The sequence below is a fragment of the Citrobacter sp. GW821-FHT07H02 genome, assembly GCF_059418505.1.
The window spans coordinates 66,938-89,384 of record NZ_JBWKPZ010000014.1 but is presented as its reverse complement, the minus strand read 5'-3'; the positions used below and the strand labels follow the sequence as shown (position 1 = coordinate 89,384).

25 protein-coding genes are annotated in these 22,447 nt (G+C 50.0%); 15 read left to right on the top strand and 10 right to left on the bottom strand.

What is annotated here, in order from left to right:
- Positions 1-88 precede the first annotated feature (88 nt).
- The 7 genes from AC07NP_RS14865 (at position 89) to AC07NP_RS14835 (ending at position 3,662) form a co-directional block, all read left to right on the top strand.
- The gene (locus AC07NP_RS14865; protein ID WP_203359897.1) at positions 89-457 is read left to right on the top strand and encodes a DUF1090 domain-containing protein; all 369 of its coding nucleotides are present in this window, start codon (positions 89-91) and stop codon (positions 455-457) included.
- Positions 458-498: 41 nt separating this feature from the next.
- Positions 499-804 (top strand): ElaB/YgaM/YqjD family protein, encoded by a 306-nt coding sequence (locus AC07NP_RS14860; RefSeq protein WP_162379426.1) that lies wholly within the window; start codon positions 499-501, stop codon positions 802-804.
- Positions 805-806: 2 nt separating this feature from the next.
- The gene (locus AC07NP_RS14855; RefSeq protein ID WP_494660934.1) at positions 807-1,205 is read left to right on the top strand and encodes a phage holin family protein; all 399 of its coding nucleotides are present in this window, start codon (positions 807-809) and stop codon (positions 1,203-1,205) included.
- Complete coding sequence (locus AC07NP_RS14850; RefSeq protein ID WP_494660920.1) at positions 1,202-1,501, top strand: YqjK-like family protein; 300 nt, start codon at positions 1,202-1,204, stop codon at positions 1,499-1,501. Before AC07NP_RS14855 ends, AC07NP_RS14850 begins: the two co-directional genes overlap by 4 nt.
- A 220-nt stretch (positions 1,502-1,721) precedes the next feature.
- A complete protein-coding gene (locus tag AC07NP_RS14845) occupies positions 1,722-2,114 on the top strand; it encodes a DoxX family protein (RefSeq protein ID WP_193568566.1) in 393 nt (130 codons plus the stop codon).
- 71 nt (positions 2,115-2,185) lie between these two features.
- Positions 2,186-3,172, top strand: a complete 987-nt coding sequence (locus AC07NP_RS14840) for a glutathione S-transferase family protein (protein WP_494660919.1) — start codon at positions 2,186-2,188, stop codon at positions 3,170-3,172.
- Between the two features lie 124 nt (positions 3,173-3,296).
- Positions 3,297-3,662, top strand: a complete 366-nt coding sequence (locus AC07NP_RS14835) for a DUF805 domain-containing protein (RefSeq protein WP_203359894.1) — start codon at positions 3,297-3,299, stop codon at positions 3,660-3,662.
- Between the two features lie 39 nt (positions 3,663-3,701).
- On the opposite strand, the gene yhaJ is transcribed toward AC07NP_RS14835, so the two are convergent.
- Entirely contained in the window at positions 3,702-4,598 is an 897-nt protein-coding gene (gene yhaJ, locus AC07NP_RS14830) for a DNA-binding transcriptional regulator YhaJ (protein WP_192613565.1), read from the bottom strand.
- Positions 4,599-4,702: 104 nt separating this feature from the next.
- Here yhaJ and AC07NP_RS14825 point away from each other — a divergent pair, with 104 nt between their 5' ends.
- Together AC07NP_RS14825 and AC07NP_RS14820 are read left to right on the top strand one after the other, a co-directional pair.
- Positions 4,703-5,404, top strand: coding sequence for a pirin family protein (locus AC07NP_RS14825; RefSeq protein WP_494660918.1), 702 nt, complete (start codon positions 4,703-4,705; stop codon positions 5,402-5,404).
- Positions 5,405-5,429: 25 nt separating this feature from the next.
- A complete protein-coding gene (locus AC07NP_RS14820) occupies positions 5,430-5,591 on the top strand; it encodes a protein YhaL (RefSeq protein ID WP_203359892.1) in 162 nt (53 codons plus the stop codon).
- 84 nt (positions 5,592-5,675) lie between these two features.
- On the opposite strand, the gene AC07NP_RS14815 is transcribed toward AC07NP_RS14820, so the two are convergent.
- The 9 genes from AC07NP_RS14815 to tdcA all read right to left on the bottom strand — a co-directional run bounded on the left by AC07NP_RS14815 (position 5,676) and on the right by tdcA (position 17,456).
- The gene (locus AC07NP_RS14815) at positions 5,676-6,986 is read right to left on the bottom strand and encodes an L-cysteine desulfidase family protein (protein ID WP_494660917.1); all 1,311 of its coding nucleotides are present in this window, start codon (positions 6,984-6,986) and stop codon (positions 5,676-5,678) included.
- Positions 6,987-7,013: 27 nt separating this feature from the next.
- Positions 7,014-8,345 (bottom strand): SLC5/6 family protein, encoded by a 1,332-nt coding sequence (locus AC07NP_RS14810; RefSeq protein ID WP_494660916.1) that lies wholly within the window; start codon positions 8,343-8,345, stop codon positions 7,014-7,016.
- Positions 8,346-8,655: 310 nt separating this feature from the next.
- Positions 8,656-10,020, bottom strand: coding sequence for an L-serine ammonia-lyase (gene tdcG / locus AC07NP_RS14805; protein WP_494660915.1), 1,365 nt, complete (start codon positions 10,018-10,020; stop codon positions 8,656-8,658).
- Between the two features lie 94 nt (positions 10,021-10,114).
- Positions 10,115-10,504, bottom strand: coding sequence for an enamine/imine deaminase (locus AC07NP_RS14800; protein WP_494660914.1), 390 nt, complete (start codon positions 10,502-10,504; stop codon positions 10,115-10,117).
- A 13-nt stretch (positions 10,505-10,517) separates the two neighbouring features.
- The gene (gene pflB, locus AC07NP_RS14795; RefSeq protein ID WP_203359888.1) at positions 10,518-12,812 is read right to left on the bottom strand and encodes a formate C-acetyltransferase; all 2,295 of its coding nucleotides are present in this window, start codon (positions 12,810-12,812) and stop codon (positions 10,518-10,520) included.
- Positions 12,813-12,845: 33 nt separating this feature from the next.
- Positions 12,846-14,054, bottom strand: coding sequence for a propionate kinase (gene tdcD / locus AC07NP_RS14790; protein WP_494660913.1), 1,209 nt, complete (start codon positions 14,052-14,054; stop codon positions 12,846-12,848).
- 26 nt (positions 14,055-14,080) lie between these two features.
- A complete protein-coding gene (tdcC, locus tag AC07NP_RS14785; RefSeq protein ID WP_203359886.1) occupies positions 14,081-15,412 on the bottom strand; it encodes a threonine/serine transporter TdcC in 1,332 nt (443 codons plus the stop codon).
- A 20-nt stretch (positions 15,413-15,432) separates the two neighbouring features.
- Positions 15,433-16,422 carry a bifunctional threonine ammonia-lyase/L-serine ammonia-lyase TdcB gene (gene tdcB / locus AC07NP_RS14780; RefSeq protein WP_203359885.1) on the bottom strand — a complete coding sequence of 330 codons (990 nt, stop codon included), beginning with the start codon at positions 16,420-16,422 and terminating at the stop codon, positions 15,433-15,435.
- Between the two features lie 95 nt (positions 16,423-16,517).
- Positions 16,518-17,456: a transcriptional regulator TdcA gene (gene tdcA / locus AC07NP_RS14775; protein WP_203359884.1), complete on the bottom strand. Its 939-nt coding sequence runs from the start codon at positions 17,454-17,456 to the stop codon at positions 16,518-16,520.
- Positions 17,457-18,532: 1,076 nt separating this feature from the next.
- Between tdcA and AC07NP_RS14770 the strand changes: the two genes are divergently transcribed.
- From AC07NP_RS14770 to AC07NP_RS14745, 6 genes are read left to right on the top strand one after another with little or no spacing between them, the layout of a single operon-like run.
- Positions 18,533-19,003, top strand: a complete 471-nt coding sequence (locus AC07NP_RS14770; protein WP_203359883.1) for a PTS sugar transporter subunit IIB — start codon at positions 18,533-18,535, stop codon at positions 19,001-19,003.
- A gap of 5 nt (positions 19,004-19,008) precedes the next feature.
- Positions 19,009-19,788: a PTS sugar transporter subunit IIC gene (locus AC07NP_RS14765; RefSeq protein ID WP_203359882.1), complete on the top strand. Its 780-nt coding sequence runs from the start codon at positions 19,009-19,011 to the stop codon at positions 19,786-19,788.
- A gap of 1 nt (position 19,789) precedes the next feature.
- Positions 19,790-20,602, top strand: coding sequence for a PTS system mannose/fructose/sorbose family transporter subunit IID (locus tag AC07NP_RS14760; RefSeq protein ID WP_203359881.1), 813 nt, complete (start codon positions 19,790-19,792; stop codon positions 20,600-20,602).
- Positions 20,602-21,039, top strand: a complete 438-nt coding sequence (locus AC07NP_RS14755; protein ID WP_494660912.1) for a PTS sugar transporter subunit IIA — start codon at positions 20,602-20,604, stop codon at positions 21,037-21,039. Before AC07NP_RS14760 ends, AC07NP_RS14755 begins: the two co-directional genes overlap by 1 nt.
- Entirely contained in the window at positions 21,029-21,742 is a 714-nt protein-coding gene (locus AC07NP_RS14750) for a GntR family transcriptional regulator (RefSeq protein WP_494660911.1), read from the top strand. The genes AC07NP_RS14755 and AC07NP_RS14750 overlap by 11 nt, the downstream gene beginning before the upstream one ends.
- A gap of 3 nt (positions 21,743-21,745) precedes the next feature.
- The gene (locus AC07NP_RS14745; protein WP_494660910.1) at positions 21,746-22,441 is read left to right on the top strand and encodes a 6-phosphogluconolactonase; all 696 of its coding nucleotides are present in this window, start codon (positions 21,746-21,748) and stop codon (positions 22,439-22,441) included.
- The last annotated feature ends 6 nt before the right edge of the window (positions 22,442-22,447 follow it).

Here is a 22,447-nt window from a genome sequence, read left to right as displayed (position 1 = left end):
TTAAGTGAGCGGGTACATTACCCGCCGCTTTGTTATTTGGATCATCGCGCCCGAAAAATGGGTACGAGTCACAATGGAAGGTTCAAGAATGAAATACCGCATTGCTTTAGCTATTACCCTTTTCACGCTCAGTGCAGGCAGCTACGCCAACACCCTCTGTCAGGAAAAAGAGCAGGATATTCAGCGGGAAATCAGCTATGCCGAGAAGCACAACAACCAGAACCGCATCAACGGTCTGAATAAAGCACTCAGTGAAGTCAGAGCAAACTGTAGCGACAGTCAGTTGCGTGCTGACCATGAGAAAAAAATCTCAGAACAGAAAAAAGAGATTTCTGAGCGTCAACGTGACTTAGCAGAGGCTAAGCAAAAAGGCGATGCGGATAAGATTGCAAAACGCGAACACAAGCTTGCGGAAGCTCAGGAAGACCTGAAAAAACTGGAAGCTCGCGACTACTGATTTATCTGTAACAATCACTACTCACTCACCTGGAGAAAACTATGTCGAATGATAACACTACGGAACATCTGCGCGCTGAGTTGAAATCCCTGGCCGATACGCTTGAAGAGGTGCTCAGTTCCTCTGGCGATAAGTCAAAAGAAGAGCTGAGTAAGATTCGTAGCAAAGCCGAGCGCGCGCTGAAAGAAAGCCGCCATCGTCTGGGAGAAACCGGAGACGCGATTGCAAAACAGACCCGTGAAGCTGCGGCCCGCGCCGATGACTATGTGCGTGAAAATCCGTGGACGGGCGTCGGCATCGGCGCTGCGGTAGGTGTCGTGCTGGGCGTACTGCTGACGCGTCGTTAATGATGGCGGATTCCCATCAAACACCAGGACCGGGTAAAAGCGTTCTGGGGATTGGCCAGCGAATTGTCACTATTCTCGTTGAGATGGTGGAGACCCGTTTGCGACTGGCGGTTGTTGAGCTGGAAGAAGAAAAAGCAAACCTCATCCAGCTTTTGCTGATGCTGGGTCTCACCATGCTGTTTGCCGCTTTCGGTCTGATGAGCCTGATGATTCTGATCATCTGGGCCGTTGATCCTCAGTATCGACTCAATGTCATGATCGCCACGACAGTGGTGCTGCTGGTGATGGCATTGATCGGCGGAATCTGGACGTTACGCAAGGCGCGTCGTTCTACCCTGTTGCGCCACACACGACGCGAACTGGCGAACGACAGACAAATCCTTGAGGATGATGCCCAATGAGCAGCAAAGTCGAACGCCAAAAGCGTAAGGCCATCCTGCTTAGTCAGATCCAGCAGCAAAGGCTGGATCTGTCTGTCTGTCGCCGGGACTGGCTTGAAACCACCCGTGCGTACGATCGCGGCTGGAACACGCTGCTCAATCTACGCTCATGGGCGCTAGTGGGCAGCAGCGTGATGGCCATCTGGACACTTCGTCACCCCAACAGGCTGGTGCGTTGGACGAAACGAGGATTCGGTCTCTGGAGTGCCTGGCGCTTGGTTAAGTCGACGCTACGGCAGCAGCATTTACGTAATTAACCTTGCCACACCTCAAGCCTGATAACGCTTCGTTTATCAGGCTACACACCCTTTCTTCTGCGCATCACTCAAATTTTTTGAAAAATACTGACAGTTTTCCTTGCTAACAATTGTCATTAGCCACGTTTATGATTCCCTCCATCGACAGCAACGACGCGCTTTACCGCGTAATAGCATAAAAAACATAATCAGCAGCCTGAGTGGTTTCCTGGAGAGTAAAATGAAAAAATTAGAAGATGTTGGTGTACTGGTAGCGCGCATTCTGATGCCAATCCTGTTTATTACCGCAGGATGGGGAAAAATCAGCGGATATGCGGGTACCCAACAATATATGGAAGCGATGGGCGTCCCTGGCTTTATGTTGCCGCTGGTGATTTTGCTTGAGTTTGGCGGCGGTCTGGCAATCCTGTTTGGTTTCCTGACCCGTACGACCGCGCTGTTCACTGCGGGCTTTACACTGTTAACGGCATTCCTGTTCCACAGCAACTTTGCTGAAGGCGTAAACTCGCTGATGTTCATGAAAAACCTGACCATTTCAGGCGGCTTCCTGCTGCTGGCTATCACGGGTCCGGGCGCATTCAGCATCGACCGTGTGCTGAATAAAAAGTGGTAAGCGCACTATAATTAAGAATCAAAAAACGAGGAGGTTTACTCCTCGTTTTTACTATCCGCAGGAGAGAAAAAATGGGACAACTGATTGACGGCGTCTGGCATGATGTCTGGTATGAAACCAAATCTACCGGAGGGAAATTTCAACGTTCCGTATCGGCTTTCCGCCACTGGCTCACTGCGGATGGCGCACCGGGTCCATCTGGCAACGGGGGTTTTGCCGCGGAAAAAGACCGCTATCATCTGTACGTCTCTCTTGCCTGCCCCTGGGCGCACCGCACACTGATTTTACGTAAACTCAAAGGTCTGGAACCGTTCATCTCGGTGTCGGTCGTCAATCCGCTGATGCTGGAAAACGGCTGGACGTTCGACGATGATTTTCCCGCGGCGACGGGCGATACACTCTATCAGCATGAATTTCTTTACCAACTCTACCTGCACGCCGACCCGCATTACAGCGGTCGCGTCACCGTGCCGGTGCTGTGGGATAAAAAGAATCACACCATCGTCAGTAACGAATCGGCGGAAATCATCCGTATGTTCAACACGGCGTTTGACGCGCTGGGCGCGAAAGCGGGCGATTACTACCCTCCGGAACTGCGCACTGAAATAGACGAACTGAACAGCTGGATTTATGACAATGTGAACAACGGTGTCTATAAAGCCGGTTTTGCCACCAGCCAACAGGCTTATGATGACGCCGTGACCCACGTCTTTGACTCGCTGGCGCGCCTGGAGCAGATTCTGGGGCAGCATCGCTATCTGACCGGAGATCGGTTAACAGAAGCAGACATCCGGCTGTGGACGACATTAGTGCGCTTCGACCCGGTGTACGTGACACATTTCAAGTGCGACAAGCACCGTATCAGCGACTACCTGAATCTGTACGGCTTTTTGCGCGATATTTATCAAATTCCGGGCATCGCGGAAACGGTCAATTTCGACCATATTCGCCACCACTATTTCCGCAGTCACAAAACCATCAACCCAACCGGCATTATTTCTGTCGGCCCGTGGCAGGATCTTAACGAGCCTCACGGACGCGATCTCCGTTTTCGCTAGTTTACAGGGCACCCTTCAGGGTGCTTTGTTTATTCACACCTCAAATATTTACCACTTTCCCATTCGCGGCTATTCTTGGTTTGATTACTTTAAAAACAAGTGATTGACCACGATTGAGGAAAAAATGGACTGGTATTTAAAAGTATTAAAGAACTACATCGGTTTTGGCGGTCGTGCGCGCCGCAAAGAGTACTGGATGTTTGTTCTGGTCAACGGCATCTTTACAGTGGTACTGGCGGTACTGGACAAGATGTTTGGCTGGGAGGGCACTGCGGGAGAAGGCATGCTGACCAGCATTTATGGGGTTCTGATCTTTTTACCCGGCTTAGCGGTACTGTTTCGCCGTCTGCATGACACCGACCGCACAGCATGGTGGCTATTGATATTACTCATCCCCATCATCGGCTGGCTGGTCATTTTTATCTTTACCTGCCAGAGCGGCGTGTCGGGCGAAAACCGTTTCGGAGCGGATCCGAAGCTTAACGCCTGATGTCATCTTCGCACCTCTCGTCAGAGGTGCGTTTCACTTTTACTTTCCGGCAAACAGCTTGGGGATCTCCCGCAGACACCAGGACTTCGCTTCTCCCATGCTGTCACGTCGCCACGCCATGATGATATCGATCTCGCTGGTCGATTCCGGGCTGACAACACGTAGCCGCCCTTCGGCGATATCCTGCTCCACCAGCGGATACGGCATCGTTGCGACACCAAGTCCGGCCAATAACGCCTGACGCTTATCCTCAATGGTGCTCACCGTCAGACGAGGCTGTTTATCCAGAAGCTGAACGGTTAACACCGGACGCTCACGGGCGGTATCCGCCACCGCAATCCCACGATATTTGACACGCGTAACTTCCGATAAAGGTTCAGGCTCCTGATGAATCGGGTGGTCAGGTGCCGCCACGTAGACGTTCATCAGGGTGTACAGCTTGCGGGAGTTAATTTCTGACGAGGAACGAAAATGCATATCCGGCGCGATGACAATATCGGCACGCCCCTGCTCCAGACGTTCCCATGCGCCCGCCAGCACTTCGGTAATAACCGAAAGCTGGGTATTCGCTTTACCGGCCAGCCTGTCGATAAGCGGGAAGAACGCCGACGTCGGCACCAGAGCTTCAGTCACTAACGTCAGATGCGTTTCCCAGCCACGCGCCAGCGCTTCCGCATCCGTCGTGAGCTTGTCAGCCGCTTCCAGCAGTACCCGCCCGCGCTCCAGCAACATACGCCCGACATTGGTGAACTTTGTCCGGTGGCCCGAACGGTCAAACAGCACCACATCCAGCTCTTCTTCCAGTTTTTGCATGGTGTAGCTGAGCGCAGACGGCACGCGCCCCAGCTCATCCGCCGCGGCAGCAAAGCTGCCACGCCTGTCAATCGCATCCATTACACGTAACGCTTCCAGCGTTAACGCCCTTTCTTTGGCCATAGCGTTCTCATTCAGGAAATTTGAACATACCGGGCAGAATATCTGGCTAACAATGCAGCGTCCAGCCCCTTAACATAAAAGGAAGTAAAGAGAGGTCAAGAATTATGATTACTACCCGAACAGCCAAACAATGCGGCCAGGCAGATTATGGATGGTTGCAGGCCCGTTACACCTTTTCTTTTGGACACTACTTTGACCCCAAACTGTTGGGATACGCCTCGCTGCGCGTCCTGAACCAGGAAGTCCTTGCGCCGGGCGCCTCTTTCCAGCCGCGCGCCTATCCGAAGGTGGACATTTTAAATCTGATTCTGGAAGGCGAAGCCGAGTATCGCGACAGCGAAGGAAACCATGTCCAGGCGAAAGCGGGAGAGGCATTACTGCTCGCCACCCAGCCGGGAATCAGCTACAGCGAACACAATCTCAGCAAAGAGAAGCCACTGACCCGGATGCAGCTGTGGCTGGACGCCTGCCCTGAAAGGGAAAATGCGCTGGTACAAAAAACCGCGCTAACCCTGGGCAAGCAGCAACTGATCGCGTCCCCGGACGGCGCGCAGGAAAGCCTGCAACTGCGTCAACAGGTGTGGGTGCATCACATCATGCTCAATCAGGGTGAATCCGTGAGTTTTCAACTGCATGGTCCACGCGCCTACCTGCAATCGATTCACGGTACGTTCCATGCGGTGACCCATAACGAAGAAAAAGAAGCGCTAACCTGCGGTGACGGCGCATTTATTCGTGATGAAGCTAACATAACGTTAGTGGCCGATACGCCATTGCGCGCATTGCTGATAGATTTGCCTATATAGTCTGGAAAAACAAGGGAGTATGACTATGAGCAAAAAGTCGGCTAAACAGCGTCAATCCGTATCAAAAAAAAGCGTGCAGGAAACCGTGAGCAAACCTGCTCCGTTTGGTTATGAAGAGATGTTGACCGAGCTGGAAGCGATTGTCGCGGATGCCGAAATCCGGCTGGCGGAAGAAGACGCCGCCTGACAACCCGATAAGCGCAACGCCATCGGGGAGTCAGACGGTAAATTGCCGGATAGTGACGCCAACGCATCTTATCCGGCCTGGCGATTAATGTGCCTTACTGGCCATAATCTCAATGATCTGCTTGTCCGTTTGCTGCATGGAACGAGACGCCAGCGCGCACAGGTTCGAGATAGACTGTTCGACGTTATGCGCCACAATCCCCTCATTACCGGTCACCGCCGTATCATCCAGTGCCATTAACACCGCTTTCCATGCCGACGATGCGCTGGTGGACACTTTCATTGCGCAGCTGTTCGACGCACCGTCGCAAATCATCCCACTGACGTCGCCGATCATACTGCCGATCGCCATCGCAATGGTGTTGTAACGCCCGTCAATCAGCCACGCCATTCCTGCTGCCGCGCCCATCGCCGCCGTGGTCGCCGCACACAGGGCAGACAAACGCGGCAACTGGTAATGGATGTAAATCGCGCTCAGGTGTGACAGCATCAACGCACGCGCGAGACGCTCCTCATCGGCGCCGAAATGCTCTGCAACCACCATCACCGGCACCGTCGCGGTAATCCCCTGATTACCCGAACCAGAGTTACTCATTGCAGGTAACGTTGCGCCCCCCATCCGCGCATCTGACGCCGCACTGGTGCGGATCAGAATGGCGGTGGACAGATCGTTTGCCAGCAGACCCCGTGCACACTGTTTCTCCATCGTCGCCCCGATATGCAACCCCCAGGCGCCACGCAGGCCTTCCTGAGACAGCGCGCCGTTGAGCTTCGCGGCGTCGAGAATAAAACAGATCGATTCGAACGGAACCGCGTTCACAAAGGCTAAAATCTCCTCCAGCGACGTCTCTGCAAGTACGTCCAGCGGCGACGCCTGATCTTCATGCTGACGGCATTCATCCTGCGTAAACACCACACCCTTGTTTGTTTCAACATGCACAATGTTGGTATGACCGCCGACGATCGTCACGCATGCCCATCCTGAGGCGCTATAAACTTTAGCGCGTGAGAACAGGATATCTTCGCAAGGCTCCTGCAACATCACCGAAACCTTTCCAGCCGCCAGCAGGTTTTTCGCCTCTGCAATCGTCTCAGCAGATGCGTCTTTCAGCACTTCAAGACCGGCATGAGCATCGCCCCCCAGCGCACCCAGCGCTGCCGCGACGGGCAACCCGACCATCCCCGTGCCCGGTACGGTAACTCCCATGCCGTTTTTCATCAGGTTTGGCGAGACCCACGCATCAATGCGTTCGACCGGGCCTTCAAGCTCAGAGACCGCAACGGCCGCCGCCAGGGCCAGTGAAATCGGTTCAGTACATCCCAGCGCCGGTTTGACTTCTTCCTGCACCGCCAGGATAAAACGCTGCCATAATGGATTTACTGTAGTCTCAAACATAACAATGACCTTAAAATTTCATCAATATCAAGAAAATGCCAGGAACGGAGAAACGCACAGCAACAGGCCAGTGAAGATAATCAGATATAACGACGCGCCTTTGTATTTGTGCAGTGCAGGAACTTTGTAGACCAGCCACGCGGGGATCAAACATCCCACCATGCCGAAGATTGGGCTACAGATTGAGGTAAAGCTAAGGACGGGCGCATTCAATACAATTGCGCTCCAGGCCAGTAAGATGGCGAACAGCATAATGCCGCGCTGGACGAGGGTTTCGTTGATCTTCTCGGCAGGCATTTTGCGACGCAGCAGGTTCATCACAATCCCTTGCGTGGCTTCACGAAAGCCCAGGTAAACCCCGAAGAACGCCGTCATCACAGCAAAGATGTTCAGAATAACGCTGACCACTTTGACCCAGCCGGCCCCTGCGCCACTGATAAACTGCGCGGCAATCGCGAGGGCGGAAATATTCTGCTCATACGCTTTCACCGCTTCATCGTGGCCCATCGCCAGTGTGAAAGAGACTGCATAGAAGAAGACCGTGACAAACAGGATCCCGAACGCAATATTCATGGCGCGCAGCGCTTTATGACGCGCCACTTCGATGGATTTTGCACGTGAACGGTAAGAGATCACCATCGGGCTTAAGGTTTGGATAAACAGAATTGAGGTCAGCGTAAAGGGCAACGTGATGATAGCGTTTTTTACCAACAGCGCCATCGGCGGCAGCGCGCCAATGTTATACAGACGCCACATCCCGACCATAGAAACCCCTAACGCCGCCACCACTAACAGCTTGGTCAGCACCATGCCGGTAGAGATTTTAAACAGGAGCTTTTCACCACGTGATGAGATGGCCACCAGAGCACAAATCAGCACCAGGCCATAGAACGGGCTGTCAGAGAGTAAACCTTCGGTGACGCCGAACGTGTGCAGGTATGACGCGCTGTCATTGGTTATGGCGGTGGAGTACACAAACATCCAGATAACCAACATCACAAAGTAAAGCGCGCCTAACAAGATCCCCCAGTTTTTACCCAGATAGCCACTGATGACGCTGGGGTAGTCTTTGCATTCAGGGGATTCCGCCAGGGTGTTAATAAACAAACGCTGAAACAGGTACATCGCCGGGTAGCCAATAACGGAGGAGAGCAAAAAGACCCACAGCCCCATTAATCCCACCTGGACGGGGAGAAAAACAATCCCCGCGCCAATCGCCATGCCGATACTCATAATGACCCAGCCAGTGTCCATGCTGTCGAATTTAATCGCTTCACGCCACTCACTTTCACTCATTCCAGCCCGGCGCGCTGGAGTCGATGCGTCGAGTATGACGCTATTATTCGTTGCCGTTTCCATAAGGTTCTCGCTTAATGTCCAGGTAGAGGTATTTTTTTATTTTTTTCGTGCCGCATCAAGGCGATACGCGGTACGTTTTCTGCAGGCGAGCTTTTGTAATGAAGAAATCATACGCGCAGGGTCAGAGAAAAACTTCACAATAAAACCCCTACAATTTCTAAAAGTTAAGAAATATTTTCTATTTAAAAAGCAATAAGTGAGTACAATTTCTCTATTTGAAGGGGATCACAACATGAATTTGACGGAGATCACAACATAAAAAAAGGCGCACCAGGATGCGCCTAAAGGGGGAAGAGAAGAAGGGGTTCTGTCAGGTACAAACGACTTTAATTGCCAGACCGCCACGTGAGGTTTCACGGTATTTATCGTTCATATCTTTACCGGTCTCATACATCGTCTCGATGACTTTATCGAGAGAAACCCGTGGTTCAGATGTCCGGCGCAACGCCATGCGCGCCGCATTCACCGCTTTTACAGCATTAATCGCGTTACGTTCAATGCACGGAATTTGTACCTGTCCGGCTACCGGATCACAGGTTAATCCCAGGTTGTGTTCCATCGCGATTTCCGCCGCAATACAGACCTGCGCCGGGCTACCGCCCAGCAATTCCGTGAGTCCTGCCGCGGCCATCGAACAGGCGACGCCTATCTCGCCCTGACAGCCGACTTCGGCCCCGGAGATGGAAGCATTCATCTTGTACAATGCGCCGATGGCGCCAGCCGCCAGTAAATAACGAGCAATTGAGTTTGCATTCACCGGACGGCGGAACTTGTCATAATAGGCCAGTACGGCAGGGATAATGCCACACGCACCGTTCGTGGGCGCAGTCACGACCCGTCCTCCCGCCGCGTTCTCTTCACTCACGGCTAAGGCGAACATGTTGATCCAGTCGATGACATTCATCGGATCGCTCGACAGGCTGTCGCTGGAGACCAGTAACCGACGCAGCGCGACCGCACGACGCGGCACATTAAGCGGCCCAGGCAACACGCCTTCGGTGTTCATGCCACGTTCTATCCCTGCATGCATCACCTCCCAGATACGCGCAAATCCCGCATCCACTTCGTCTTTACTGCGCATCGCCAGCTCATTTTGCATCATCAAGCCAGAGACGGAGAGGCCATTTCTTTCACACAGTTTCAGGAGTTCGCTGGCGGAGTGAAAGCCATAAGGAACCGACGTTTCAACGTCATGCGCCTGACCAAAACGCTCCTCTTCGACGATAAAGCCACCGCCAACGGAGTAATAGGTTTTGCTTAACAGTTTTTCCTGCCCGTTCCACGCAGTGATGCGCATCCCATTCTCATGGCGCGGGAGCGTTTCTTCATGGAAAAGAATACTGTCTGCGACGGGAAAATCGACCACGTGAGCGCCGTCCGCCACGAGCAGGCGTCCGGTACGGGTAGCTTCCTGAATAAACGCAGGAATACCATCAATATCAACATCCTGTGGGCTATTCCCAGCCAGTCCCATCATGATGGCGATATCGGTCGCATGCCCTTTACCGGTCAGCGATAACGATCCATACAGATCGACCACCATACGCGTTGTCTGCAGCAGTGCCCCAGAACGGGTCAGTTGATCAATAAAACATTTTCCAGCATTCATTGGCCCTACGGTATGCGAGCTGGAAGGTCCAATGCCAATCTTAAAAATTTCGAATGCGCTAATCATATCCACACCCTCGGATTGCCGTTCAGTGGAGACCAGGTTTCACACTCATTATTGGGATCGGGGCGATCCTGACGATCGCCCCGCAGAGGATGACTTACGCGCTGCGTACCGCGATAGCTTCAATCTCCAGTTTCACGTCCTTCGGCAGACGGGCAACCTGAACGCAACTGCGCGCGGGATAGATAGCCTGATGTTCGTCAAAGAACTGCTGGTAAACCTGATTGATGGTGGCAAAGTCATTCATATCGGTAATGAAGACAGTTGTTTTCACGATGCTGCCCACCTCTAACCCGGCTGCAATCACGATTGCCTTCACGTTCTCAAGGCTCTGACGTGCCTGATCGGCAACGTTTTCTGCGACCGCGCCCGTTTGTGGGCAAACCGGGATCTGACCCGACGTCAGCACCAAACTGCCTAAATCAACGCCCTGTACGTAGGGGCCGATGGCCCCCGGTGCACGTTGGGTCTCAATACTCTTTCTCATATCGCCTCCGGCGTTAAATCGCCTGGGTGAAAGTACGCGAAATGACATCCTGTTGCTGCTCGCGGGTCAGCGCATTGAAGCGCACAGCGTAACCGGAGACACGGATTGTCAGGTTTGGATAGTTTTCCGGGTGCTCAATGGCATCCAGCAGCATTTCACGGTTCATCACGTTCACGTTCAGGTGCTGTCCACCTTCAACGTGCGCTTCATGATGGAAGTAACCGTCCAACAGGCCAACCAGGTTGGTTTTGCGTACGCCGTCATCTTTACCCAGCGCCGCTGGCACAATGGAGAAGGTGTACGAAATACCGTCTTTGGCGTAGGTGAACGGCAGTTTTGCTACCGATGTCAGCGACGCCACTGCCCCTTTACGGTCACGGCCATGCATCGGGTTAGCCCCTGGTGCGAACGGCGTACCGGCGCGACGACCATCCGGGGTGTTCCCGGTTTTCTGGCCATACACCACGTTGGAGGTGATGGTCAGGATGGACTGCGTCGGCACTGCGTTACGGTAGGTTGGCAACACTTTAATTTTCTTCATAAAGCGTTCAACCAGATCGCAGGCAATGCTGTCTACACGTTCATCGTTATTCCCGTACTGCGGGTAGTCGCCTTCAATTTCAAAGTCGACAGCCAGTCCGTTTTCATCACGAATCGGTTTCACACGCGCATACTTGATGGCAGAGAGGGAATCCGCCGCGACGGACAGGCCCGCCATTCCGCACGCCATCGTCCGATAAACATCGCGATCGTGCAGTGCCATCAGTGACGCTTCGTAGCTGTACTTGTCATGCATGTAGTGGATGATGTTCAGGGCGCTGATGTACTGCACCGCCAGCCAGTCCATAAAGTGGTCCAGGCTCTCCATCACCGTGTCATATTCCAGCACGTCATCCATCAATGGCGCCGTTTTCGGTCCAACCTGGATTTTCAGCTTCTCATCAACACCGCCGTTAATTGCGTACAGCAGGGTTTTCGCGAGGTTGGCACGGGCACCAAAGAACTGCATTTGCTTGCCGATCACCATCGGGCTCACACAGCAGGCGATGGCATAATCGTCGCTGTCGAAGTCAGCACGCATCAGATCGTCATTTTCATACTGTAACGATGAAGTGACGATAGAAACCTGCGCAGCATACTTTTTAAACGCAATCGGCAACGCTTCCGACCACAGCACGGTCAGGTTTGGTTCTGGTGCTGGCCCCATGGTGTGCAGCGTATGCAGGTAACGGTAGGAGTTTTTGGTCACCAGGGTGCGACCATCCAGCCCCATCCCGCCGATCACTTCGGTCGCCCAGATAGGGTCGCCGGAGAACAGGGTGTCGAATTCCGGCGTACGCAGGAAGCGCACCATACGGATCTTCATGATGAAGTGGTCGATCAGTTCCTGTGCCTGCTGCTCCGTCAGGACGCCGGCTTTAAAGTCGCGTTCGATGTAGATATCAAGGAACGACGCGGTACGGCCCAGTGACATTGCACCGCCGTTCTGCGATTTCACCGCGGCCAGATAGGCGAAGTAAACCCACTGTACGGCTTCCTGCGCATTACGCGCCGGACGGGAGATGTCACAACCGTATTTGGCAGCCATTTCTTGCATTTGCAGCAGCGCGCGACGGTGTTCAGACAACTCTTCACGCAGGCGAATGGTCGCCTCAAGATTCTGCCCCCACTCCAGATTCGACTGGAGATCGGCAAATTGCTGTTCACGCTCACGCACCAGATAGCGGATACCGTACAGCGCGACGCGACGGTAATCGCCAATGATGCGACCACGACCATAGCCGTCTGGCAGACCGGTCAATACACCGGACTTACGGCAGCGCAGCATATCCGGGGAATAGGCGTCGAACACGCCCTGGTTATGGGTTTTACGCAGTTCAGTATATTGGTACTCAAAATCGGCATCCATCTCGCGACCATAAGCATCGAACGAGCTTTTGATCATATTGATGCCGCCAAACGGGTGCAGGGCGCGCTTCAGCGGTTTATCCGTTTGCAGACCGACGATCTTTTCCAGCTCTTGTTCAATATATCCCGCATCATGGGCGGTTATCGTTGTCGCGATATTGGTATCGAAATCAACCGGGGCATGGGTTGAGTTTTCAATACGAATTCCCGCCATGACTTTTTCCCACAATGCTGTGGTTGCCGGGGTCGCTTCTGCTAGGAAAGATTCATCCCCTTCATATGGCGTATAGTTGTGCTGAATAAAATCACGGACATTAATTTCTTCTTTCCAGTCCGTACCTTTAAAACCAAGCCAGGCGTCGGCATACAGCATATCGCTGGTATCGATATTTACCTTCATGAAAAATAATCTCTCTACAGAACAACAAATAAGTTATGCAAATTCCACGGGGGCGTTAACTTTGCCTAAATGAATAGCATCAAGTGCAATCATTTTTTCTTCATTCGTTGGAATGACGGCGCAAATAACACGGGCCTCTTTGCCTGAGATAATTCTTTCGCCATGGGAATTAGGCAGACTGTTCATATCGCTGTCTACACTCACGCCCAGTACGGCCAGATGTTCAATCACCAGGCGGCGAATTAACACGGAGTTCTCACCGATACCGCCAGTGAAAATAATGCCGTCCAGACGATGTAACGACGCAGCGTGACCAGCAATATGGCGTGCAATGCGATGCACAAACGTTTTGATCGCCAGCTGTGCGCGTTCATGGCCTTCGCTCCAGGCTTTTTCCAGCACGCGTAAATCAGAAGACAGACCCGAAATGCCCAGTAAGCCGGACTCTTTGTTGACCACTCGCTCAAGGTCGCTCAGCGTCTGGTTGGTTTCGCTGGCTACCCACGCCATGGCGCCAAAGTCCACGTCGCCGCTGCGCGTGCCCATCATCAGCCCTTCCAGCGGCGTCATCCCCATTGAGGTATCGGCGCTCTGTCCGTTACGGACCGCGCAGATTGACGCGCCATTGCCGAGATGAGCAATCACCAGACCGGAATCCTGCTCCTGCAGTTCAAGGAGATCGAATGCACGTTGTGAAACGTAGCGATGCGATGTGCCATGAAATCCATATCGGCGCACACCCAGCTCTTCAAAATATTTCCACGGTAAACCGTACAGGTAAGCTTCAGGTGCCAGCGTTTGATGGAAGCTGGTATCAAAAACGGCCACCTGCTGAACACCAGGGAACAACTGCTTTGCCGATTCAATTCCGCTTAAATTCGCGTAATTGTGTAATGGTGCTAAAGGAGAAACCCGGCGAATATTTTCAATAACCTCATCAGTGATAATGGCTGACTCAGTAAAGATATTTCCGCCGTGGGCGATACGGTGGCCAATTAAGGCCACGCTATCGATTAATTTACGTTTTTCCAGCTCAACGGCTATCGCCTGGAATGCACCTTCGTAGCTGTGGTGAGCCAGCTGCGCTGGCTCTCCCCCATTCACGACCAAAAAAGCATTTTCAGAATTAATTCCGTCCGCAATACCCGCCATCAAAACATCACAATGGGTTGCATCCAGCACTGAAAACTTAATTGAAGATGATCCACAGTTAATAACCAAAACTACCGGGAATTCATTCATTTCACTACTCATCCTGCGTTTAAGGATTAAAACAGTTTGTACACGATGTTCAGAATGGTCAGCAGACCAATGACGGTAACAAACACGTTATCCAGACGACCACGGTACTTCGCCAGAGACGGCGCTTTACGGATGGCGTACATCGGCAGCAGGCAGAGCAGCGATGCAATGATCGGCGCACCCATGGCTTCAATCAGGTCCAGAATGTTCGGGTTGGCGTAGGCCACAACCCAGGTGGAACCCATGATGAAGATCATGCTGATGGTGTTAAGTTTGCCGGAGGAAACTTTGGTTTTATCGCCTTTATAACCAAACTTCAGTACCAGACCGTTCAGACCTTCCAGGGTGCCCAGATAGTGGCCGAAGAAAGATTTGAAGATGGCAACCAGTGCGATAATAGAAGCACCGTACTCCAGAACCGTCGCGAAAGTCGATTTCGTGCCGGACAGTGAAGCAAAGTGGTTTGCCAGGTAAGAAAGCACCGGAATGTTCTGCGCTTTGGCTTCCGCCATGTTTGCCGGAGAGAGCGTGAACAGGCAGCTGAAGGCGAAGAACATCACCACGGCAACCATCAACATACTGGCGCGGGAGATGATCTTGGAACATTTCTGCTCAGTGAACTCACGACCAAAGTCTTTCTCATACTCTTCGCGTTTAGAGACCACGAAAGAAGAGACAATCGGCGAGAAGTTGAAAGAGAACACCATGATGGAAATACCCAGCCATACGGTAACCAGGATACCGTCATGCCCGGTCAACGCGATATTACTGAGATCCACCTGATCAATGACTGCAGAGTTCCAGTAAGGGATCAACGACATGGAGATCAGCACCAGGCTGGCAATGAACGGCCATACCAGGTAGCTCATCACTTTAACCATCAGATCTTTACCGAACCAGATGACGAATGCCATCAGCAGCAGCAGGAACAGTGCCACGAAGCCACGGTTAAGCGCTGGCATCTGCAACTGGTTTTCCCAGAAAGTCATAAAGGTGTTGGTGATGGTGACACCATAAATCCACAGCAGTGGACAAATCGCAAAGAAGTAGAGGAACGTGATAACCACGCCACCTGTTTTACCAAAATGCTCTTCAACCGTTTCTGTAATGTTCCCGGATGGATTAGAACCGGAAAGACACAGGCGTGCCAGTGCGCGGTGGCAATAGAACGCGATGGGGTATGCTAACACCAGCATCAACAAAATGGGGATCAGTCCGCCAAAACCTGCGCGGATAGGGAAGAACAATACCCCTGCGCCGATGGCTGTACCAAATAAACCCAGTGTCCAGGTGGTGTCCGATTTGCGCCAGGACGACTGTTTTGTCTGGCTGGATACAATGCTATCAGTAGTACTCATATCCTATCCTCAACGAAATATTAAGCGTCAACTAAACCAGTAATTTGAGATACACGAGAAAGATCGATATTACCGCCAGAAATAATGCAGACTGTTTTTCTGTTCTGGATATAGCTATCTAATTTCCCGCTTAATAATGCTGCACAAGCCAGAGCACCAGCGCCTTCGGTGACAACTTTATTACGCTGTATTAACGCAATCATACTGCTGCGAATTTCGTCCTCGCTGACCAGTACGATGTCGTCAACTAATTCACGAACAATTTCATAGGTCAAATTACCCGGGCGAGAGACATCACAACCATCCGCCAGGGTGCCGGTCGTTCGATGCGTGGTTATTTCACCGGCATGGTAAGATGCCGCCATACCGTGTACGTTTTCAGACTGTACGCCGATAATTTTAATGGTCGGGTTGATGGATTTAATTGCAATCGCAATACCTGCAATTAAGCCGCCGCCGCCGATTGGCACAATCACGTTATCGACATCATATAAATCTTCCATGATTTCCAGGCCAATTGTACCCTGACCGGCAATCACTTTCGGATCATCATAAGGTGGAATAAAAATACGCCCTTCGGTTTCAACAATTTCACTGACTTTGGCAATCGTGTCGTTGAAGTTGTCGCCGTGCAGGATCACTTCTGCAGAATAGTCACAGGTGGCTGCGACTTTAGACTTCGGCGCGCCCTTAGGCATGACAACCTTGCCGTCAATACCGAGCATGGCGCAGGAGAGAGAAACCCCTTGCGCGTGGTTACCCGCTGAACAGGCCACGACACCTTTGCGTCTTTCAGCTTCCGTTAAAGAGCTGAGTTTATTAAATGCGCCACGGATTTTAAATGAGCCGGTACGTTGCATATTTTCAAACTTCAGGAATATTTCACCTTTGCAACGTTCACTCAAATAATTGGAGCGAGGCATCCCCGTTTTATAGATTTTGCCCGCAAGTCTTTTTTTCGCTTCGATGACATCTTCAATAGCAACCGGGAGATCGTATGTAATGTGCATGAAAACCTCTTACCTGGGTATTAAACTAATATGAATAGCTGTTACCACTGCCTGATATTTAGACACATGGCGTCAATTGCGTATTAAAACTAAATTCAGTTAATTTCGATTAATTGCTTTCGTCTGCAACCATTATATGATGAATATTCTTTGGCTAATTCAACCAAAACCGATGCTGCCTTTTTAATTCGATAATTCTTAGACCATACCGCGGCATATCGCGCAACCGGTAAAGTCTCCTCAACTGGAATAGTAATAAACTGATTTGAACCAAAAGGTGTGGTCATATCGCAAGGAATGACTGTCAGAAAATCAGCATTGAGAACAAGATTATAAATGGTGACAACAGAATCTGTTTTAACGATGTTTTCACTGTTGATGCCATTTCTTTGTAACGTGGTGAGGAGTTCGCTGTAGTAGCCCATATTCGTTTGTGGCAACACCCACTGTTCGTTCTTTAACGATTCCAGCGTAGTGATGCCGGTGCATGTTCGGGACTTGCTGGCAACTAACACAAACTCGGATTCAAAGAGCGGCTCCACATGCAGATCTTGCAGTTTCATCTCATCGCTCAGCGTACCGATAGCGAAATCCAGTCGGCCATCACGAATCGCAGGTAGAAAAGAGGAAAGCTGCGCTTCGTACATCGAAACCTGCGCTTTCGGAAACACCTCTTTAAACTTGTGAATCATGTCTGACATGAACGTAAAGCCAATTAGCGAAGGAAAACCAAACGAGACGTCGACGACCGTATTGCAGGTCATGCTGTTCATCTCACTCACCATTTTTTTCATTTCGCGGGTGATTGTTTCGGACCAGGATAACAATACCTGACCCGCACTCGTCAACGTCACCCCCGTATTTTTACGAACAACTAACTCAACACCAAAATAGGCTTCAACATCACTAACAATTTTGCTGACCGCTGGCTGAGTTAATCCTAATTCTTTTGCAGCCGAGCCGATAGAACCGCTTCTAATGACTTCCTGAAAGACCACTAAGTGCTGTGTTTTAGGGAGAAGAATAGTATTCATATCGGCCTACACTAATTACTTTATTGACGGCAGGAAGTGTACCAAATAAAAGTTATGTGGTTATGTGCGACCACTCACAAATTACCTTACCTTACATTTGCCAGACCTATGATTTTCAAAATAAACACTTATAAATCATAGTCATATGCATTTCACCAGAGACTTTTGATGGGCTTTTATCAAGAAAAAACACAGGGGATAACGATATTTTATGGCGATAACATCTGCGTTTTAGAGGTTATTTTAAAAAGCCCACACAGACGATAATTCAAGCAATTACGGCGTAATTATCACGCAAATTTACATTTAAATTTATAAAGTAATTTATCAACTATCTGTATAAGCAGGACAAGATTGCCGTTAAAAATTGTGGCACATCACATTTTTCTACCTTGTTTGTGTGTGAATAAATATTATATTTATCATTTACTAAACTATTTCGCTCTTTTTATTATCATTTTAAACAATATTTTAACACTTTATTTGTTAGTTTTTGCAGCGCGTAATTTTGTGATTTTGATCATCAGCATTTCTTTTGTCTGGCAAAAATCCTCGGTGGTAGCGTTTTGTGTTAATCGTCACAAAACAAGAAATCTCTCCAGATGAATACTGCCCACGTTATTTCAAATATGCCGATTTATTACCCTGTCCTTCCCGTTTATTGCACTCCAGGAGCGCTAAATTCATGCAAGCAACGAGTACATTACCCGCTAATAAAACGTTTATCGGACGCAGTGCTGGCTTCCAAAGGTAAGCACGTCCCTCCCCCTGACTCATTTCTTTCACCACAAAACCGCAAAATGATCGGAAATTCTCGCCGATTATCCGTTGCCTTTACGCCACAAAGAAGGCCAGACAAGGTCCCCTGAGCAGCACAATTCACTGTGTTCATGTGCTATCAGCCCCTCCACACCTCACCACTGAATTTTTCAGCGATCTCCATCCTGGTCTGAAATGGTTTTTCATTTTGTTCTCTTTTTTGACCACGTTCTCATTTTTACTCTGGGTTATGGTTGATAATTGCACTTGTCCGGACATCCGGACAAATAATCACTCAACGGTCTGGAGAATGAACCATGGTGAATATCGTGCACACCCGCTTAGATGACCGCTACATTCACGGTCAGGTTGCGACGGGATGGATTCCGCATACACAGTCAAATCTGGTTGTTATCTGCAATGACGCTGTAGCCGGAGATGAATTGAGGAAACAGTTGATATCCATTGCCGCGCCAGAGGGAGTTGGGGTTCGCTATTTTTCAGTCCAAAAAACGATCGATGTCATTCACCAGGCCTCGCAGAAACAACACATTCTGCTGATGACGGACAACCCGCTGGATGCATTAAAGCTTGTTGAAAACGGCGTGCCGATCAAAGAGATCAACCTGGGGAATCGCGCCTGGTCCGCCGAGCACGACATTAAAGTTTACAAGTCCTATCACGTAAGCTCTGAAGAGAAAGCCGCCCTGGACACGTTGGTCAGCAAGGGAATTACTGTGTACTACGCGCTGACGCCTAATGACAGCAAACAAGTCTACAAAGGTTAAATTTCATGGAATTAACAACAGTTTTGCTCATTGCGCTTGTTGCCGCATTTACCGGTGCAGATTCGTTTGCTGAGCAGTTTCAAACCTATCGCCCGGTGGTTGTTGGCTTTTTGGTTGGCCTGGTGCTGGGTGACGTCAAAACAGGTTTGATGGTCGGTGCGATTCTGGAATTGGTCTTTCTGGGTCAGACTGCGGCATTTGGCGGCGCCCAACCCCCTAACATGGTGATCGGTACCGTTATCGGCGTAACGTTCACGATTGTGAGCGGGCTCGATCCAAAGGTATCTGTTGCGCTGGCGGTGCCATTCGCCATCCTGATGCAGGCGATCATGACCGCATTTTGTACTTTCCTTGCGGTGTACATGCATAAAAACGATCGCTATATCGAAACCATGAATTTCTCTGGTTTTGCCCGTACTCAATGGACGGGTCTTAGCCTCGCCTTCATCTTGTATTTTGTTGTCGCTTTTATTCCGATTTACTTTGGCGCCGAACAAGCTTCCGGTTTCATCAAATCGTTACCTGAGTTTGTCATCCACGGTCTGAGCGTCGCTGGCGGGATCCTGCCTGCCGTTGGTTTCGCCATGCTGCTTAAAATGATGTGGCAACGCCAGCATATCCTGTTCCTGATTGCCGGTTTCGCCGCAGTGAGTTACCTGAAGATGCCGATCCTTGCACTGGCTATCTTTGGGGGTTGTTTCGCCGCTTACGATTTCTTTTCTAATCAACATCGTCAGCAGACTATGACTAAAACGGCACCAGAAGCCGAAGAGGAAGGGATCTAAGATGAGCGATTTTATCGACCAAACTGAAGCGCCTGAGTTAACCAAAGCAGACTTAAATAAGGTGTGCTGGCGCTCAATGCTGTTGAATACCAGTTTTAACTACGAGCGTATGCAGGCAGGCGGTGTCATTTACTCAATGCTGCCCGCATTGAAGAAGATCCACACCAATCCTGACGATCTTAAAAAGTCGTTGAATTTGCACAGTGAGTTTTTCAACACCAACACCTTTGTGCCCACATTTGCTTTTGGCCTGGCGTTGGCCGCCGAACGTAAGAAAGCGGCGCCTGACGTTATCCGTAGCATTAAAATCAGCGCAATGGCGCCAATGGCAGGTTTAGGCGACTCGTTACTGTGGGCGACGGCGATCCCCATCATTGCCGGTATTGCCGCGAGTCTGGCAAGCCACGGTAATGTGTTCGCGCCGTTCTTTTATCTGATCAGCTTCTTCGTGATTCAGTTTTCGATCCGTTTTGGCCTGATGCACTTTGCCTACAGAAATGGCACAAAGGCCTTTGCCAACATCAAGACGGTTTCTGCACAGCTTTCACGCACCGCCACCATTCTTGGGATGACAGTAATAGGCGGTCTGATGGCCTCCTATATATCGATATCGACACCGCTAACGCTCGATGCCGGAGACATGGTGGTTAAGCTGCAAAGCGATCTGCTCGACGCAGTGATGCCTAACTTACTGCCTGCACTGGTCGCCATCGCTGTGTTCTATGCCGTTAAGGTGAAAAAAATCAAACCGCTGGTCATGATTGGCGCCATCACTGCACTTTCAATTCTTGGCGCAGCAGTGGGGATTGTGTAATGAACGTTGTGGTGATCATTAGCGGCCACGGAGAATTCTCTCAAGGGCTACAGAGTCTGATTAAAGGCGTATTGGGTGATATAGACAATTTTTATGCCGTTCCCTATGCCTACGATATGTCTTCCGCCGTGTTCAGGGATCAACTGGAATGTCTGGTGACATCTCAGGAACCGAACTCTGCATTTTTAGTCCTCACTGACATGAAGGGTGGTACCCCTTTTAATAAGTCAGTAGAGTTAAAACTAAAAGGTTATGACATTGAGGTTCTAACCGGTACAAATTTCAATATGGTGGTGGCCGCTATCGAGGCTCGAGATGACGTCGGTACCATGCCTGAGCTTGTTGAAATAGTGTTAGAGCAGGGGAAAGAATCAATATCTGCGTTTGTTATAGAAGATACGCAGATATCCTTTGAGGAAGAAGACGATGGAATCTAAACATTTATTGCCGAAGTATCTGCAGATTTCTGAACTGATTTTAGAAGAGATTCGCGGTTTACAGGAAGGTGATAAATTAACGTCAGAATTGATGCTAAAAGAAAAATATCAATGCAGCCGCTCAACCATACGTAGCGCTATTGCCTACCTGATTGAACGTGGCTACCTCGTCTCGAAACAGGGCATTGGTAATATTGTGACCATTCCGATGCTCCGTGAGGAAGTCGAACCTGAGTTGAGCTTTACTCAGGATGTCGATAAAAAAGGGCTGAAACATAAAACCATTATTGAGAAAGTTGATTTTCTAACGTCTGCGTTTGTCGCAAATATTTTTGGTGTTGCCGCAGATGAATGTTTTGCAGTCATATCCCGTCGTCGTTATGTCAACGACGCTCTGGCTGTGCTTGAAGATACCTATCTTCTGCAATCAACATTTAACTTGCTTAATATTGAACATGTTGAACAGGTTGGCTTGTACCGGGCCCTTGATGATATCGGCAAGAGCGGCGAAATGAGCATTAAAGAAAAGCTCACGCCCATTATTCTCAATGAAGAGCAGTGCAAAATTTTTGAGGTGAATGAACCCACTCCCATGATGAGCGTTATTCGCATCGGTTCAAATGAGAATGGCGTATTTGAATATACCGTCTCAATCACTGATTCAGGCATTCTTGAATTTACACGAAATATGAAAAGAGGTTAACTGATGCAATTGGTTAAATTAACGACCCAGGAAGATGTTGCGGCCCATGTAGCGCAACAGATTGCCGACACTATCGCGAGAAAAGAAGACGCTTCATTTATTCTTGCTTCAGGTGGAACACCGACTAAAGCATTTGATATGGTACCGTCAATGCTGTCCAGTCCTGCCAGCAACGCAAAAATCATTAAGTTAGATGAATGGGTGGGTCTCAGTAATTCGGATAAAGACTCGTGTGAACACTATTTAACTGAACATGTTGTTAAGCCATGGGGTATTCAACCCGAAAATTACATCGCGTTCGATGGCGGTGAATTACCGGAAACCGAAGTTGAACGTATTCAGGAAGTCATGGACTCCATGAAAAATCCTGACCTGTGCATTATTGGTCTGGGTATGAACGGGCATATTGGTTTTATCGAACCTAACGACGGCTTGCCAGTGAACGTCAGTAAAGTTACGCTGCACTCGGCTTCAAAAGCGCATCCGATGGTATCAGGTAAGAATAATATTGAATTTGGTATCTCATTAGGATTGCAGGAAATTATGTCAGCCAAAAAAGTCATTTTGATGGTGACTGGCGAGCATAAAAAGGAGATCTTTGACAAGTTACTTAAAAGTAACGTGACGACATCCCTACCTGCATCGCTGGTGAAAATACATCCTAATGCTGAAATAGTGTATTCCGAAGATGTAATTTGATTTCTA